Source organism: Autumnicola musiva (assembly GCF_031846585.1).
Taxonomy (GTDB): domain Bacteria; phylum Bacteroidota; class Bacteroidia; order Flavobacteriales; family Flavobacteriaceae; genus Autumnicola; species Autumnicola musiva.
Genome location: NZ_JAVRHK010000001.1, coordinates 316,995 through 333,568, shown reverse-complemented (window position 1 = coordinate 333,568; position 16,574 = coordinate 316,995). Strand labels below are relative to the sequence as shown.

At 38.9% G+C, this 16,574-nt stretch carries 16 protein-coding genes; 10 read left to right on the top strand and 6 right to left on the bottom strand.

Features of this window, described 5'->3' with window-relative positions; genetic code table 11:
* The first annotated feature begins 2 nt into the window (after positions 1 to 2).
* The 3 genes from RM539_RS01450 (at position 3) to RM539_RS01440 (ending at position 1,727) form a co-directional block, all read left to right on the top strand.
* Entirely contained in the window at positions 3 to 386 is a 384-nt protein-coding gene (locus RM539_RS01450) for a TraR/DksA family transcriptional regulator (protein WP_311501699.1), read from the top strand.
* A gap of 69 nt (positions 387 to 455) precedes the next feature.
* Positions 456 to 1,079 (top strand): DUF4097 family beta strand repeat-containing protein, encoded by a 624-nt coding sequence (locus tag RM539_RS01445; RefSeq protein WP_311501698.1) that lies wholly within the window; start codon positions 456 to 458, stop codon positions 1,077 to 1,079.
* A 39-nt stretch (positions 1,080 to 1,118) separates the two neighbouring features.
* Positions 1,119 to 1,727, top strand: coding sequence for a lipoprotein signal peptidase (locus RM539_RS01440; protein WP_311501697.1), 609 nt, complete (start codon positions 1,119 to 1,121; stop codon positions 1,725 to 1,727).
* On the opposite strand, the gene RM539_RS01435 is transcribed toward RM539_RS01440, so the two are convergent.
* Genes RM539_RS01435 through RM539_RS01410 form a run of 6 tightly spaced genes read right to left on the bottom strand, consistent with a single transcriptional unit; the run spans position 1,724 to position 6,491 of the window.
* On the bottom strand, positions 1,724 to 2,140 hold the full coding sequence (locus RM539_RS01435; RefSeq protein ID WP_311501696.1) for a response regulator: 417 nt from the start codon (positions 2,138 to 2,140) through the stop codon (positions 1,724 to 1,726). The genes RM539_RS01440 and RM539_RS01435 overlap by 4 nt on opposite strands.
* 2 nt (positions 2,141 to 2,142) lie before the next feature.
* Positions 2,143 to 3,591, bottom strand: a complete 1,449-nt coding sequence (locus tag RM539_RS01430; protein WP_311501695.1) for a PAS domain-containing sensor histidine kinase — start codon at positions 3,589 to 3,591, stop codon at positions 2,143 to 2,145.
* 57 nt (positions 3,592 to 3,648) lie between these two features.
* A complete protein-coding gene (locus RM539_RS01425) occupies positions 3,649 to 4,218 on the bottom strand; it encodes a 5-formyltetrahydrofolate cyclo-ligase (protein ID WP_311501694.1) in 570 nt (189 codons plus the stop codon).
* A complete protein-coding gene (locus tag RM539_RS01420; protein WP_311501693.1) occupies positions 4,187 to 5,194 on the bottom strand; it encodes a succinylglutamate desuccinylase/aspartoacylase family protein in 1,008 nt (335 codons plus the stop codon). The genes RM539_RS01425 and RM539_RS01420 overlap by 32 nt, the downstream gene beginning before the upstream one ends.
* 3 nt (positions 5,195 to 5,197) lie before the next feature.
* Positions 5,198 to 6,070, bottom strand: a complete 873-nt coding sequence (gene rimK, locus RM539_RS01415) for a 30S ribosomal protein S6--L-glutamate ligase (protein WP_311501692.1) — start codon at positions 6,068 to 6,070, stop codon at positions 5,198 to 5,200.
* Positions 6,042 to 6,491, bottom strand: a complete 450-nt coding sequence (locus RM539_RS01410) for an ATP-dependent zinc protease family protein (protein WP_311501691.1) — start codon at positions 6,489 to 6,491, stop codon at positions 6,042 to 6,044. The genes rimK and RM539_RS01410 overlap by 29 nt, the downstream gene beginning before the upstream one ends.
* Positions 6,492 to 6,742: 251 nt before the next feature.
* Between RM539_RS01410 and uvrC the strand changes: the two genes are divergently transcribed.
* The 7 genes from uvrC to RM539_RS01375 all read left to right on the top strand — a co-directional run bounded on the left by uvrC (position 6,743) and on the right by RM539_RS01375 (position 16,560).
* Complete coding sequence (uvrC, locus tag RM539_RS01405) at positions 6,743 to 8,539, top strand: excinuclease ABC subunit UvrC (protein ID WP_311501690.1); 1,797 nt, start codon at positions 6,743 to 6,745, stop codon at positions 8,537 to 8,539.
* Complete coding sequence (locus RM539_RS01400) at positions 8,536 to 10,755, top strand: patatin-like phospholipase family protein (protein ID WP_311501689.1); 2,220 nt, start codon at positions 8,536 to 8,538, stop codon at positions 10,753 to 10,755. The genes uvrC and RM539_RS01400 overlap by 4 nt, the downstream gene beginning before the upstream one ends.
* Positions 10,756 to 10,897: 142 nt before the next feature.
* Positions 10,898 to 12,064, top strand: coding sequence for a homogentisate 1,2-dioxygenase (locus RM539_RS01395; protein WP_311501688.1), 1,167 nt, complete (start codon positions 10,898 to 10,900; stop codon positions 12,062 to 12,064).
* Between the two features lie 68 nt (positions 12,065 to 12,132).
* Positions 12,133 to 13,275, top strand: coding sequence for a 4-hydroxyphenylpyruvate dioxygenase (hppD, locus tag RM539_RS01390; protein ID WP_311501687.1), 1,143 nt, complete (start codon positions 12,133 to 12,135; stop codon positions 13,273 to 13,275).
* Positions 13,276 to 13,572: 297 nt separating this feature from the next.
* The gene (locus RM539_RS01385; protein ID WP_311501686.1) at positions 13,573 to 14,349 is read left to right on the top strand and encodes a DUF3108 domain-containing protein; all 777 of its coding nucleotides are present in this window, start codon (positions 13,573 to 13,575) and stop codon (positions 14,347 to 14,349) included.
* A 7-nt stretch (positions 14,350 to 14,356) separates the two neighbouring features.
* Positions 14,357 to 15,325, top strand: coding sequence for a tryptophan 2,3-dioxygenase family protein (locus RM539_RS01380; protein WP_311501685.1), 969 nt, complete (start codon positions 14,357 to 14,359; stop codon positions 15,323 to 15,325).
* A 2-nt stretch (positions 15,326 to 15,327) separates the two neighbouring features.
* Positions 15,328 to 16,560 (top strand): M23 family metallopeptidase, encoded by a 1,233-nt coding sequence (locus tag RM539_RS01375; protein WP_311501684.1) that lies wholly within the window; start codon positions 15,328 to 15,330, stop codon positions 16,558 to 16,560.
* Positions 16,561 to 16,574: the final 14 nt, after the last annotated feature.

Here is a 16,574-nt window from a genome sequence, read left to right as displayed (position 1 = left end):
TTATGTCAACAGATGTTAAAGAACGTTACAGCGATGCTGATCTGGCAGAATTCAAGGCCTTAATCCGTAAAAAGATTGAGAAGGCGCAGGAACAGCTGGAAATTTACCAAAGTGCTTATAAAAATGATGGGAATAATGGTACAGATGATACTTCTCCCACCTTTAAAGCCTTTGAAGAAGGAAGTGAAACTATGAGCAAAGAAGCCAACTCCCAGCTTGCTATCCGTCAGGAAAAGTTTATAAGGGATTTAAAAAATGCGCTGCTTAGAGTAGAAAACAAAACCTACGGAATTTGCCGGGTGACCGGTAAACTAATTGCAAAAGAGCGACTTCTATTAGTGCCCCATGCCACCCTTAGCATAGAAGCGAAAAATCTTCAACGATAATAAAGTTACAGCAAAATCATAAAACGCTCCTGTTGGTTATCAATCAGCATGGAGCGTTTTCAGTTTACTATGAAACGGATTTTAAGCGCTCTTTTTATTTTTTTTAGTCTTCTCCCGGTAAAGGCCCAGAAAGATGTTGCGAAAATTATTGATGCTTCAAATCTTGATATTATAGAAATTAACTTTGATGAGGTTTATAAAATAAATATAAAAGCTTCTGAAACTGCTGAAATTCAAATTACCACCCACTCTGAAGGGGAATATTACAATAATATTCATTTAAAAACGGAAGTAAGCGGTAGAAAATTAATTATTTCCTCTGAATATCCTGAAGCTTTTACCGGCGGATTTGATAAACTTAGTGCACATAAAGTATTTTCCCTGGAAGTAAATATGATGATTCCCGCAAACCGGCAGGTGTATCTGGACTCCAATATCGCCTCGGTAACTGCGGAAGGAGATTATGAGGATTTTCAGGTTAATTTAGAACAGGGCTATTGCCGGTTACTGGATTTTAACGGAAATGCCACCATTAATACTTATGAAGGAGATATTGCTGTAAGGACAAATTTTGCCAAAATCCGGGCGGAAAGCAGAAGCGGAACTTTAAATGTTGAAGATTTGGCAAATGGTACTAATCTCTTAAATCTCACTTCTATTAATGGGGATATAAGTGTGCTGAAAACTAAATAATATTAGTATTTTTGGTGCGTTTTTAACCAGCATAAATTCATGTCTTTAAAGAAAGCCAGCATAATCATCGTTCTGATCTTACTTATAGATCAAATTTCCAAGTTATACATTAAAACGAATTTTGCTTTAGGGGAAGAAGTGAGGGTTTTGGACTGGTTCCATATATTATTTGTTGAAAACGAAGGAATGGCCTGGGGTACTAAAATTCCGGGGGCTTACGGGAAGCTCATTCTTACCTTGTTTCGCCTGGTGGCCATTTTTGGTATTGGATACTGGCTTTGGGATTCGGTAAGGAAAAATGGTTCGAGAATTTTAATTATTTCCATTGCACTTATTTTTGCCGGTGCCATGGGCAACATTATAGATTCTGTATTTTATGGGATCCTGTTTAGTGACAGTTACGGGCATGTAGCAACATTTTTGCCCGAAGGAGGTGGTTATAGCAGTCTTTTCCACGGGAAAGTAGTAGACATGCTTTATTTTCCTTTATATGAAGATTATTTGCCCGGCTGGCTGCCAATATGGGGTGGCAACTACTTTACTTTTTTTGAACCGGTTTTTAATATTGCCGATAGTTCCATTAGCGTAGGAGTAATATTGTTGCTTATTTTTAACAAAAAAGCATTTCCAAAGCAAGAAACTGCTTAGGCGGCATTGTTCTTATTGAAAATTTGCTCAAATTTCTTCAATTCAATAGGCTTTATCAGGTAATCTGTAACCAGATTTATAGATTTTGCCCGTTCCAGGTCATGCGGGTCAATAGATGAACTTACTACATATAGTGCGATTTTCTTATTGAAGTTGTTTTTAATCTTTATAAATTCATTTAAAAACTCCCAACCACCCATTACAGGCATATTTAAATCAACAAAGATAATTTCAGGTAGTTTATTTTCAGCTGTATCTTCCATCATGCGCTTGAAATCATCTAAAGCTTCTTTCCCGTTTTTATAGATAAGCAGGTTGTTTGAAAGCCCTTTTATCTCAATAATCTTTTTTACCAGATTCACGTATATTTTATCATCATCAATAATACACGCCATTTCAACTTTTTGCCCCATTGTTAAAACATTATTTTAAAAGTTGTCCCTACCTCAACAGTACTGTTTACCGAAATTGTGCCTCCCAATGCCTCCACCTGGTTCTTTGTAATAAACAGGCCAACCCCCTTAGATTCCAGATTGTGGTGAAAGGTTTTATACATGCCAAACATCTTATCCGCATACCTTTCCAGATCTATGCCCATTCCGTTGTCACTTACCTCAAGAAACTCTTTTCCGTTTTTGGTATAGGACTGGATAAAAATTACCGGCTTTCTTTCCGGCTGTTTATATTTTATGGCATTTGTTATTAAATTTAGTAAAATGCTTTCAAGATATTCAGGTATATATAATATTTCTTCTAAGCGCTGAAATTCAGCGACTATTTTTGCATTTTCCCGATTGATTAATGAAGAAATTGATGCGAGGACAAATTCCAGCGCATTGTCAAATTTCACCTTGACCCTTTCTTTTTTAAGAATGGTTTGAACGCTTACCACCTCATTAAGATGTGCGATAGCTCCATCCAGATTTTCAGATACATATTCTACATTGTCCATTAATTCCAGCTTATCCTTATCGGTTTTTGCTTCTTTCAGCAGCTCTGTAATAAGGCAGAGATTACTGCTGTGGGATCGTAGGTTATGAGAAACAGTATGGGCAAAGTTGAACAGCCTGGAATTTTGGGCCGCAATGATGTCCAGGGAATTCTGCAGGTTAATTTCAGTGGTTTTGTTATCGTCAATATTCTGGAAAACACCTCTTATTCCAATAATCTCCTGCTCCTCGTTATAAACCGGTTTTCCTGTGGTCCTCACCCAAAACTCCCGGTTATAAAGCGTGAGCATTTTTAGTTCAATTTTAAAGGGAATGCCATAAAGTTCGCATTTATTAAAGGCATTGCTCATAATGTGATGATGCTCGGGGGCATAAAATCTCATCCTGTCCTCATAATTGGGTTGGAAGTCCTGCGGGCAATCCATAATCTTCCTGCTAACGTTATCCCAGTAAACTTTTTTCTCCACTGTATCCAGGTACCAGCCACCGGTAGAAGTCATTTCAGCAATTTCCCTGTAGTAGAAAAAGTTTTCTTCAATGGTGCACTGATCCCGCTTACTCTGGTGAATATTCACAAATAACAGGACTGCCGTTTCGGGTAAATCTTCTTTCTTCTGAAGGTTCTTACATTCAAACCAGCAGTATTTGCCATTATTAATTTTCAGTTTTACTTCAAAACAGAAACTTTCGTTTTCGGTGATGAGTTTTTCAAAGTAGACTCTAAAGTCATAACGGTAATCGGGGTGCAGAATTTCCTTCAGAAAATATTCAAAAGGTTCTGCTGGAGGATTGGGATTACCTGCCATTTTATTGAACTGGGCAGACCAGATGATTTCCTTTTTTAAAAGGTTTATCTTCCAGTAAACAATATCAAAATCTTCAAGAATACTGTTAAGCTGTAGATCGCTAAGCATTAAATGTAGGGTTGGTTGGGAATGTGAAACTATTGTTTCCTGCTCTGCAATTTCTATTTAAGCTTTAAAAGTATAGATAAATTCCGGAGTAACACAATAGTCCAGTGGAATATCAGATGAAAGGACGTTTTTTATCTGTGACTCGGCTTCAAAAAATGACAATCCCACTTTTACAACCTCTTTTTTGCAGCCTGAGAGAAATTTGTCGTAAAAGCCTTTTCCATATCCAACACGGTGGCCGGTTTTATCAAATGCAAGTAGTGGAATAAAAACAACTTCAATTTTTTGAGTATCAATTTCAATTCCTCCTTCGGGTTCAGGAATATTCCAGCGGTTTTTCCTAATGGAAGTGGTATCGGTTAGCAGGAAATTTTTTAGCTGATTATTCTGAATTTCGGTTTTTGGAAGCACCACGTTTTTATCCTTCCCCTGGAGGATATGCAGCAGCGGCTCTGTATCTACTTCCTTTTGTTCTGCTATACTAAGGAAAAGATGGTAAAAATTAAAGTCCCATATTGGCAATTGCAGGGCCATATTGGCAATTTGGAGGCTTAGTTCTTCAATTTTTTCTTCTGAAAGCTCCAGCCTTAATTCTTTATACTTCTTCCTGAGTGTTGTTTTCTTCATCGGTTTTTGGAGGTAATGAGATATGAAAAACGGCATCTCCCTGATATACAATTGGAGATTCATTTACATTGATTACATAGCCTTCATTGGCAGCCTTTATTTTATGGCGAAATTTTCCGTAGGGATCGGTAATGGTGGCAATATATTCTCCTTTTTCCACACGTTTGCCGCATTGGATTTTTATATGCAGGAGTCCGCTGTATTTCGCCCTCATCCAGAAACTATTATCTATAATTACAGTTTTTGTAATAGGGTCCGGATATTCAAAATTAGGGGAGAGCATATCCAGATGGCTAAGGATACGCATTGCCCCATCTACCCCCTGGCGGGCAATTTCCTTGTTACTGTTTGATGATTTCCCACCTTCAAAAAGCAAAACGGGAATTCCAAGTTTGGAGCAGGTTTCCCGGAAAGATTTGGTTATGGTTTTCGAATTAATGGTAAAAGGAGCGTTGAAAATATTGGCATATTTAAGGCTTTGCTCATCTCCTTTTTTCACCCTTATCTGTGGGGCATTAAATCTGCTTGCCCCGCCGGTATGAAAATCCAGGCAAAAATCTGCAATAGGAAGAATTTTCTTTACAAATTGATAAGCAAAGCGGCTTGCCAGAGAGCCATGTTTGGTACCGGGGAAAACCCGGTTAAGGTCACGCCCATCGGGAAATTCACGGGCCATATTCAGAAAGCCAAAGATATTAACCACAGGAATACAAATAATGGTTCCCTTTTGTGGCTTATTGATGCCTTTGGAGATAATTTGCCGAACAATTTCCACTCCGTTAATTTCGTCTCCATGAATTCCTGCAGTAAGCAGTACCACCGGCCCCGGCTTTTTAGAGCGCTCTATTATAACGGGAACTTCCACCGAAGTGGTGGTGTAAAGCTTTGCCATGTTAAAATTGATGGTGGCGCTTTTGCCGGGCAAGACCTTCTTACCCAAAATTTCCAGAACGTTGTGCTTATCTATTTGCGGCATAAATTATACATTTCTTTCAATGTACCTGATAATAGTTTTGGCTATATCTTTTCCTGTTGCTGCTTCTATTCCTTCCAGGCCGGGGGAAGAGTTAACCTCAAGAATAAGCGGCCCCCTGGCGCTTTGCAGCATATCTACCCCGGCTACACCAAGGCTCATTGCTTTTGCGGCTTTTATTGCGGCATTTTCTTCTTCATCGCTTAACTCAATAATTTCTGCAGAACCACCTCTGTGCAGGTTAGAGCGAAATTCTCCTTCTTTTCCCTGTCTTTTCATGGCACCAACCACATGGCCGTCTACCACAAAAGCACGAATATCGGCCCCGCCGGCTTCTTTAATAAATTCCTGAACAATTACCCTGGCCTGAAGTCCGTTAAAAGCTTCTATTACAGATTCGGCTGCATTGGTGGTTTCGGCTAAAACCACTCCGAGTCCTTGGGTCCCTTCCAGAAGTTTAATAATAAGCGGTGCGCCACCCACATGTTCAATTACTTCCCTTACGTCTTTGGAGTAATTGGTAAAAACGGTTTTTGGAAGCCCCAATCTTGCCCTGGATAGAACCTGAAGACTACGCAGTTTATCACGGCTTCTGACCAGGGCCTGTGATTCTGTTGTGGTGAATACGCCCATCATTTCAAACTGTCTCACTACAGCGGTACCATAAAAAGTTACTGATGCCCCTATACGCGGGATAACAGCATCGGCACCCTCAATAAAGCGGCCTTTATAAAAAATGGATGGTTTTCTCTTTTCAATTACCAGGTCACATTTAATAGGATCTATTATTTCTACCTCATGATTTCGTTTTTTTGCAACTTCTATAAGCCTTCTGGTAGAGTAAAGATTGCTATTTCTGGAAAGTATTTTTAGTTTCATTTTCTTTTCTATTATAAGAGACGTCTATCAGTTCGGTATCTACTACAAATTTTTTAGTAAGGAATTTTCTTCCTATAAGTACCGGATATCTCATTTCCTGCCGGGAAGACAAAGAAAGTGAAATTTTAAAAACTTTTCCGAATAGCTTTATGTTTGATTGAACCTGATATCTCTTTTGGATAATACCGTTACTGCTACGCACAAAAACAATGTCAAAATCTTCAAAAATAAATTCTTTGCCATTGTAGAGGGGATGTTCTTCATCCAAAAAAGTGCAGTGCAGTTTATTGTCTTTTTCTTCTATATTTTCACAATGTATAGACGAAGTGTATGCTCCTGTGTCTATTTTAATTGCAATATCATTTAATTTTAGTGCCGGGAAATCTGCTTTGTCAAATCTGCCTATAACAATTTTTTCCATAACTGCAATATAGTAAAATCGCTCCCCTTTCCTTTTAAGGAAGCCTGAAAATAAAATGCTACTGCCAGCATGTATGTTGACTTTTACCTAATTGCGGTATAATCTTTAAACCCACATGAAATTAGGAACAGAATAAAAGAAGTTTTTCAATTATGAATAAAGAGGACGCTGCAGAGTATATCAGATTCTTCTAATTTTAAAATTTAGCTCTGCCGGCGGCAATAAGCCCAAGAAATTTTATCTTTGAGGTAATGGAAAAGCCTGCTTTGGAAGTACAGCTGCAAACCCTGCCGAATAGTCCCGGGGTGTATCAGTATTACGATAAGAACGGAAAGATTTTATATGTTGGGAAGGCAAAGAACCTTAAAAAAAGGGTAACTTCTTATTTTACCAAACGTCACGACAGTCACAGGATTGGCGTTATGGTAAAAAAAATTCGTGAAATAAAGCATATAGTGGTGGCTTCGGAAACCGATGCACTGCTGTTGGAAAATAACCTGATCAAAAAACACCAGCCGCGCTTTAACGTGATGCTGAAGGATGATAAAACCTATCCCTGGATTTGTATAAAAAATGAGCGTTTTCCCCGAGTTTTCCCTACAAGAAAATTAATAAAAGACGGTAGCGAATATTACGGACCATTTACCAGTTTTAAAACAGTGAATACGCTGCTGGATTTAATTAAGGGGTTGTATAAACTCAGGACCTGTAATTATGATCTTGCTGAAGACAAAATAAGGCAGGGGAAGTATAAAGTTTGCCTGGAATACCATCTGGGAAATTGCGAAGGGCCCTGTGAGGCGAAGCAGGCTGAAGAAGATTACAACCGAAACATTGAAGCCATACGGCAGATTGTAAAAGGAAATTTTAAAGATTCGCTGCAGCAGTTCAGGAATTTGATGAAGGAGCATGCTGAAAAAATGGAATTTGAAGATGCCCAGCGGATTAAGGATAAAATCACTGTCCTGGAAAATTATCAGTCCAAATCTACGGTGGTGAATCCTAAAATTAATAATGTAGATGTGTTTTCCATAACCAGTGACGAAGGTTATGGCTATGTAAACTTCCTCCAGATTTCACATGGCGCAATTATACGCTCACACACTATTGAAATGAAGAAGAAACTGGAGGAAACAGATCAGGAACTGCTGGAATTGGCCATTCCTGAAATCCGCCAGCGCTTCAGCTCAAATTCTAAAGAGATCTACCTTCCTTTTAATATTCAATTTGCTGAAGATGTAAAAGTTAGCGTTCCAAAATTAGGCGACAAGAAAAAAATTGTAGACCTATCCCTGAGAAATGCCAAATATTACCGCCAGGAGCGCTTTAAACAAATGAAAATTATAGATCCGGACAGGCATGTGAATAGGATAATGGCACAAATGAAGGAGGACCTGCGCTTAAGTTCAGAGCCCCGGCATATTGAATGTTTTGATAATTCCAATATCCAGGGGAGCAATCCGGTGGCAGCCTGCGTGGTCTTTAAAAATGGAAAGCCCAGCAAAAAAGATTACCGAAAATTCAACATCAAAACAGTGGAGGGTCCCAATGATTTTGCTTCTATGGAAGAAGTTGTTTTCAGGCGTTATAAAAGACTATTAAATGAAGGCGAGGAACTCCCGCAGCTAATTATTGTAGATGGCGGGAAAGGCCAGTTATCTTCAGGAGTACAAGCTTTGGAAACCCTGGGCCTGCGTGGTAAAATTGCCATTATTGGTATTGCGAAAAGACTGGAAGAAATTTTTTACCCCGGGGATTCTATTCCGCTTTATCTGGACAAAAAATCGGAGTCCTTAAAGATTATTCAGCATTTAAGAAATGAAGCGCACAGGTTCGGAATTACTTTTCATCGTAACAAAAGAAGTAAAACAGCGTTAAATACAGAGCTGGAAGATATTGCCGGGATTGGTGAAAAAACTGTGGTGGAACTTTTGAAGCATTTCCGCTCGGTTAAGAGGATAAAAGAAGCTTCAAAGGAAAGTTTAAGTGAAGTGGTGGGAACCTCAAAAGCCGGTATTATTTACAATCATTACAAAAGTGAAACATGAAAAAAGCCTTAGTCATCTTTTTCTGCTTATGTTACCTTTCGGGCTTTTCCCAGCAGCAAGATGATCCTAAGGTTGGACTGGTTTTAAGTGGGGGAGGAGCAAAAGGCCTTGCTCACATAGGCGCATTAAAAGTGCTGGAGGAAGCCGGTGTGCGTATAGACTACATTGGCGGGAGCAGTATGGGTGCAATAATAGGGGGCTTGTATGCTTCAGGATATACTGCCCATGAGCTGGATTCCATTTTCCATGAAACCAACTTCAATATCCTTATTCAGGATGACCTTCCGCGAAGCGCAAAAACTTTTTATGAGAAAGAGGATACTGAAAAATACGCTGTTAGCCTTCCGTTTAATAATTTTAAAATAGGGCTGCCCTCGGGTCTTTCCAAAGGACAGAATATTTATAATTTCATGTCGCGTTTAACCATGCATGTGAGCAATATAAATGACTTCAACAATTTGCCAATTCCTTTTTTTTGCACCGCTGCAGATATTGAAACCGGGGAGGAAGTAATTCTTGAGGAAGGTTCCCTTGCCAAGGCAATTTCGGCCAGCGGTGCCATCCCCTCCCTTTTTAGTCCTGTGAAAATTGATGGAAGGCTCCTTACCGATGGCGGTGTGGCCAATAACTATCCTGTGGAAGAACTTAAAAGAAGAGGGGCAGATGTTATTATTGGGGTAGACGTTCAGGATAGTCTTATTGATCGTGAAAATTTACAGAGTGTTCTGGACATTCTTACCCAAATTGGTAATTTCAGGACGATTAGTGAAATGAAAGATAAAATCCCCCTCACGGATATTTACATCAGGCCGGATATTAGCGCGTTTTCTGTTCTCTCTTTTAGTGAGGGGGAAGCTATAATAGATTCAGGAAGAATAGCGGCCCAAAGAAATTATGGAGCACTGCTGAAACTGGCCGCAAGGCAGGATGAGCCTCCTGTTGATATTCAGAATAAAAGAAAAGACAGTCTGCAGATTACCAGTCTTGAAGTGGAAGGAAATAATACGTATCCGCGTTCCTATATTATGGGAAAATTAAAACTGAAATATGACAGCATGTTCACTTTTGATGATCTTAATGTAGGGGTTAATAATCTTTCGGCTACAGGTAATTTCGACAAAATAAGCTATAACCTGGTGCCCAACAAAGGTGGTAAAGATTATACCATGAATATGCAAATTGAGGAAAGTCAGAACAAAACTTTTTTGCGGCTGGCACTGCATTATGATGAGCTATATGAAACCGGTGCGCTGTTTAATCTTACCAGAAAGAGCCTTTTGCTTACCAACGATGTAGTTTCGCTGGATGTGGTGGTGGGCGATCAGTTTCGGTATTATTTTGATTATTACATAGATAAAGGTTACTACTGGAGCATTGGATTGAAATCGCGCTATAATACTTTTAATAAGGATATATCTTTTGATTTTGCCAATGAAAATGGTGATTTGGAAGGAATCGGTGTAAATTTTTTAGATATAGATTATCGTGACGTTACCAATCAGTTTTATGTGGAAACACTTTTCCAGCAGGTTTTTTCCTTCGGAATGGGAGCTGAACACAAATATTTAAAGGTTACTCCTGAATCATTTCAGGATGAAGAGGGAAATGTGGTAAACCGTGTTTTTGAAGATAACAATTATTACAGTGCCTTTGGCTACCTGAAATATGATTCTTATGACAACAAATATTTCCCGAAGAAAGGTATTTATTTTGACGGGGATTTCCATATTTATTTATTTTCCTCTAACCCGGATTTTGCTGAATTCTCTATAGCTAAAGGGAAACTTGGCTATGCGGCTACTCCTTTTCCAAAATTCACCACCCGAATTTCTACTGAAACAGGGTTTAAGATTGGAAATGATAACGTAAACACCATGGATTTTTTCCTGGGAGGTTATGGCAACAATCCCATAAATAATATTATCCCTTTTTACGGATATGATTTTATAAGCCTTTCAGGAGATAGCTATATTAAGGCTTTACTGGAAGTAGATTATGAGATTTTTAGAAAACATCATCTTTCGGTAAGTACTAATATAGCTAATGTGGAGAATAAGCTTTACAGCAGCGGGAACTGGATTTCCATGCCAGATTATAGCGGTTATGCCCTTGGGTATGGATTGGAAACTTTTCTTGGTCCTATGGAAGTAAAATACACCTATTCTCCCGAAGTTGATGAGAGCTACTGGTTCTTTAGCCTTGGTTTCTGGTTCTAGGAAATCCGGTCTGATTTTATTTTTGTTTTAAGAATATTTCAATAAAAATTATCGATATTTGCTTTAATCGGAATTTTAGCTTTAAAATTCAATAATACCTGATGTTCTTCTAAAGCTGATCTTTCCATAAAATTTTCAGCATATGCCTTTTTATCATAAACTGGGGAAAATACCACATAAAAGACACACTATATTTAAAAAACCTGACGGAAGCCTTTATTATGAACAACTTTTCGGGACCATAGGTTTTGATGGAATGTCTTCCAATTTATATCATGAACACCGGCCCACGCAGGTAAAAGAAATTAAGGGAAGCTATGATGCGAGGCCTAAAATTGCCAAAGGAAATAACCTGCAATCTTACCGGCTTAAAGGGTTTCAAATAGTGCCGGCGCCGGATTACCTGGAAAGCAGAAAAGTGGTGCTCACCAACAGTGATGTTGATATTGCACTATCTTCCCCGCAGGAATCCACCAACAAATATTTTTATAAAAATTCTGATGCCGACGAACTCTTATTTATTCATAAAGGAAGCGGAAAACTAAGAACACATTTAGGGAACCTGGATTTTAAGTATGGGGATTACCTTTTAATTCCGCGGGGAACCATCTATAAACTCGATTTTGATGATGAGGATAACCGTTTGTTCATTGTGGAATCCCGCCGTCCCATTTATACTCCCAAAAAATACAGGAACTGGTTTGGACAGTTACTGGAACATTCTCCATTTTGCGAAAGAGATTTACGCCAGCCTTATGAGTTGGAAACCAATGATGAAAAAGGCGATTTTTTGATTAAGATTAAAAAGCAGGGCGAAATTTTTGATATGGTCTATGCCACCCATCCTTTTGATGTGGTGGGTTACGATGGTTATAATTATCCTTATGCATTTTCTATACATGACTTTGAGCCTATAACCGGAAGAATTCACCAACCGCCGCCGGTGCATCAGACTTTTGAAACCGATGCTTTTGTAGTGTGCAGCTTTTGCCCGCGAAAATATGATTATCACCCTGAAAGCATCCCTGCGCCTTACAGCCATAGCAATATAGACAGTGATGAGGTGTTATATTATGTGGATGGTGATTTTATGAGCAGGAATAATATTGAAGCAGGGCATATTTCCCTGCATCCTGCAGGTATTCCGCACGGGCCGCACCCGGGAGCTGTAGAACGCAGCATTGGCCAGGTAGAAACCGAAGAACTCGCGGTTATGGTAGATACTTTTAAACCTCTTAAAATTACTGAAGAGGCTATGAAGATTGCAGATGAAAATTATTACAAATCGTGGCTGGATGAGAATCATTAATTATTATGAATAATTAAGCGATGGCTTATTTGCCATTTTTTCTAAATAATCAAAGTAAAGATAAAATTATGACCACAGATAACACATCATTAAAACTAGAGAAAGAAGTTCCCGGAGCAGAAGATTTTTTGCCTATCCTGGGAACAGATTTTGTTGAACTTTATGTAGGCAATGCCAAGCAGGCTGCTTATTATTATCAGCATGCGTGGGGATTCCAGCCGGTGGCGTATTCGGGGCTGGAAACCGGTAGGAAAGACAGGGTTTCTTATGTACTTCAGCAGGGAAAAATAAGGTTGGTGCTTACCTCACCTTTGCAGCCCAATGGAGAGATAAATGAGCACATAGATAAACATGGGGATGGCGTAAAAGCCGTTGCCTTATGGGTAGACGATGCCAGGAAAAGTTATAAGGAGACCACCTCGAGAGGTGCAAAATCTTATGTAGAGCCTTATGTCCTGGAAGATGAATATGGATCTGTGGTAATTTCCGGGATCCATACCTATGGGGAAACCATTCACCTCTTTGTGGAAAGAAGCAATTATACCGGGGCATTTATGCCTGGATACAAAACTTATGCCCCTCTGGCAAATTCTACCGAAACAGGACTGAAGTATATTGACCATATGGTGGGTAATGTTGGCTGGAACGAAATGAACAAATGGTGTGAGTTTTATGCCAAAGTAATGGGATTTGCGCAAATGGTTTCTTTTGATGATAAAGATATTTCTACTGAGTATACTGCTTTGATGAGCAAGGTGATGAGTAATGGCAATGGTCGTATCAAATTCCCTATTAATGAACCGGCCGAAGGAAAGAAGAAATCGCAGATAGAGGAGTACATAGATTTTTACAATGGAGCCGGCGTACAGCATATCGCTCTGGCTACCGATAATATTATAGACACCGTTACTAAACTTCGTAATCGCGGAGTGGAGTTTCTCAATGTGCCGGAGACATATTATGACGATGTTCTGGACCGCGTGGGAGAAATAGATGAAGAACTGGAGCCTTTAAAAAAGCTGGGTGTATTGATAGACCGGGATGATGAGGGATATTTACTTCAAATTTTCACCAAACCGGTGCTGGATCGCCCTACTATGTTCTTTGAAATTATACAGCGTAAAGGCGCACAATCCTTCGGGAAAGGAAATTTTAAAGCACTATTTGAAGCTATAGAAAGGGAACAGGATTTGCGGGGTACGTTAAATTAAACATAAAATTATATATAGACTAAAGTTTAAATCCAGGTTTGGTGATAAAAATGAAAGAGAATAGTTAAACCCTGATTTGGTGTTGTTTAATTTATTCAATAAGCGGAAATTTGCGCTCGCATTTTTGGAGTGGTTACCATTAAATGTACATTTTCATAATTTAAGTTTTAGTTGGTTATAAATCAAAAAGCCTCATCATTAATTTGATGAGGCTTTCTGTTTTAATACATTTGGAACAGTAATTGTAAATATTTCGTTAACATAAAAAAAATCCGCAGGGAGAAAGAAATAACAGGTATGAAAAAAATAATTGCAATTACGTTTTTAGTATTTGTTTCCTATTCCGGTAATCTTTTTGCTCAAAAAGCCTATGATGCTGGTGAGTGGCTTAAATTTCGTGTGCATTACGGATGGTTTAATGCCAGTTATGCCACCCTTGAGGTAGATGAAACGCAGCTTCAGGGGCAGCCGGTTTATCATGTTAAAGGTAGGGGGAAATCTACCGGGATGCTGCACTGGTTCTTTAAAGTGGATGATGACTACCAAACCTATATAGACCGTGAGACAGGAAAGCCTTATAAGTTTATCCGGAAAATAGATGAAGGAGGATATACCAAAGATTTGGAAATAGACTTTAATCATAACGTTAACAAGGCTTACGTTCATGATAAAAAGCACAATAAAAAAGAGGTTTACTCCACCGGAGAAAATGTGCATGATATGTTATCGGCATTTTATTATATTCGCAATAAAATAAAGACAGACCAACTGCGACCCGGAGAGGAGATGCATATGAATCTCTTTATTGATGATGAGAATATGAATTTCAAGATAAAATTCCTGGGCCGTGAAATTATCAAAACAAAATTCGGCAAGGTGGCAAGCCTTAAATTCAGACCTTACGTAATGGCCGGAAGGGTATTTAAGGAAAAGGAAAGCCTTACCTTTTGGGTAAGTGATGATGCCAATAAGATTCCGCTTAAAATAAAGGCAGAACTTGCAGTTGGATCTTTAGATGCCGATCTCGAAGAGTATAAAGGACTAAAAAATCCTTTTCCTATAATTATGGATTAAACCCGGTATGGAGATAAAGCCAGATATAGCTGAACGTATCCTCAAACTTGAGGAGAAATTTAAAAACTCCGGACAGGATCTGGGATCTTACCTGGATGGGTTACTTTATGACAGGTATTTATCGTATTGGGATTATATTAGCCTGGATACCTTACTGAGCCTGCAAAAAACCAATACCCATTTTCCTGATGAGAAAATATTTATCACCTACCATCAAATAACCGAACTTTATTTTAAGCTCATTATCCATGAGCAAAAGCAGATTATAGAAAACGAAAGCCTTACGGCTTCTTTTTTTATTGAAAAACTCGCTCGTTTAAATCGGTATTTCGGAATACTAATCGATTCTTTTGACGTTATGATAAAAGGAATGGAAAGGGAGCAGTTCCTTAAATTCCGAATGGCGCTATTGCCGGCAAGCGGTTTTCAGTCTGCCCAGTTCAGGATGATTGAAATTTACGCTACACCTCTGGAAAACCTGGTGCTGCATGAAATTAGAGAGAAATATTCTGAAGAAAATACTTTGGAAGATCTTTTTGAGCAGGTTTATTGGAAAAGGGGAGGAATAGATCTGGAAACCGGAGAAAAGACCCTTACCTTAAAGCAGTTTGAACAAAGATATACGCCCCGTTTTATGCGAATTGCCAGTGAGGTTAAGGATCAGACCATGTTTCACAAATATAAAGAACTTCCGCAGGAGGAGAAATCAAATAAAAAATTGATAGAGGCTTTGCGGCAGTTTGATGTAAATGTGAATGTAAACTGGTTGTTGATGCATATGGGAGCAGCTTATCGTTATCTTGACAAAGGTAAGGAGTCAATTGCTGCTACAGGAGGCACCAACTGGAAGAAATTTCTACCGCCGGGATTTCAGAAAATCACTTTTTTTCCCAATCTATGGAGTGAAAAAGAATTTGACGACTGGGGCAAACAATGGGTTAACCACATGTTTAACAGCGAAAAACAAAAAGAATAAAATTGAAAAAGCTAAATTTTCTAATCCTTATCATGCTGGTTTTTACAGCCTGTAATGATGATAATTCAGTAGAAAACGTTGAAAAAGTGGCAAAGGTGGAACCTGTGCCTGAAGTTAAAAAGTACGGTTTTGTGCTTGATGATTATGAGGTGATAGAAGACACCATTAGGCCCGGCGATAGTTTTGGTAATTTGCTGGGTTCAGAAGGAGTAGGTTTGGGGAAAGTTTATGAAATCTCTGAAAAAGTAAAAGACACTTTTAACCCTGCCCGTATAGTGGCCGGTAAAAAATACATGATCCTTAAGGCTAAAGATTCAGCTCACACCCCGCAGTATTTTATCTATGAGGATAATAAGATTGATTACACTGTAGTAGGGATTGGCGATGAAGTTGCTGCTTTTAAGAAAAAGCGTCCGGTTTCCGTTAAAAAAAGAGAGGTTTCAGGAGTAATTACTTCTTCCCTTTCAGAAGCTATGCAGGACCAGGGGCTTAGCAATTTACTGGTGTACGAGTTGTCCAACATTTATCAGTGGAGCATAGATTTTTTTCGGCTTCAGAAGGGGGACCAGTTTAAAATGGTGTATCATGAAAAATATATTGATGATACCATTTTTGCCGGAATTGAAAGTGTGGAAGCCGCGGTATTCAGACATTCAGATAAGCCTTATTATGCTTTTGAATATGAGACAGACAGCATTACAGGGAAGGTAAGCTACTATGATGAAGAAGCAAAAGCATTGCAGAGTTTCTTTTTAAAGGCTCCTCTTGATTATAGCCGTATATCTTCCCGTTACAGTAAACGGCGATATCATCCTGTACAAAAGCGCTGGAAAGCCCATTTGGGAACAGACTATGCTGCTGCAACCGGAACACCTATTGTAAGTACTGCAGATGGGGTGGTAATTGCCTCCAGTTATACATCAGGAAACGGGAATTATGTTAAGGTGAGGCATAACAGCAAATATACCACCCAGTATCTACATATGTCTAAAAGAAACGTGAGAAATGGGCAGGCAATAAAACAAGGCGATGTAATTGGCTTTGTGGGTAGTACAGGTTTGGCTACGGGGCCTCATGTGTGTTACCGGTTTTGGGTAAACGGAAGGCAGGTAGATCCTTACCGCCAGAATCTGCCAACCGCAAAACACATTGAAGATGGACATAAAGATGAATATTATGCATTTATCGAACCACTTAGAAAAGAATTAGACAAAATTCCTTACAAACATATTTAAGCAGCTTTTTCTGT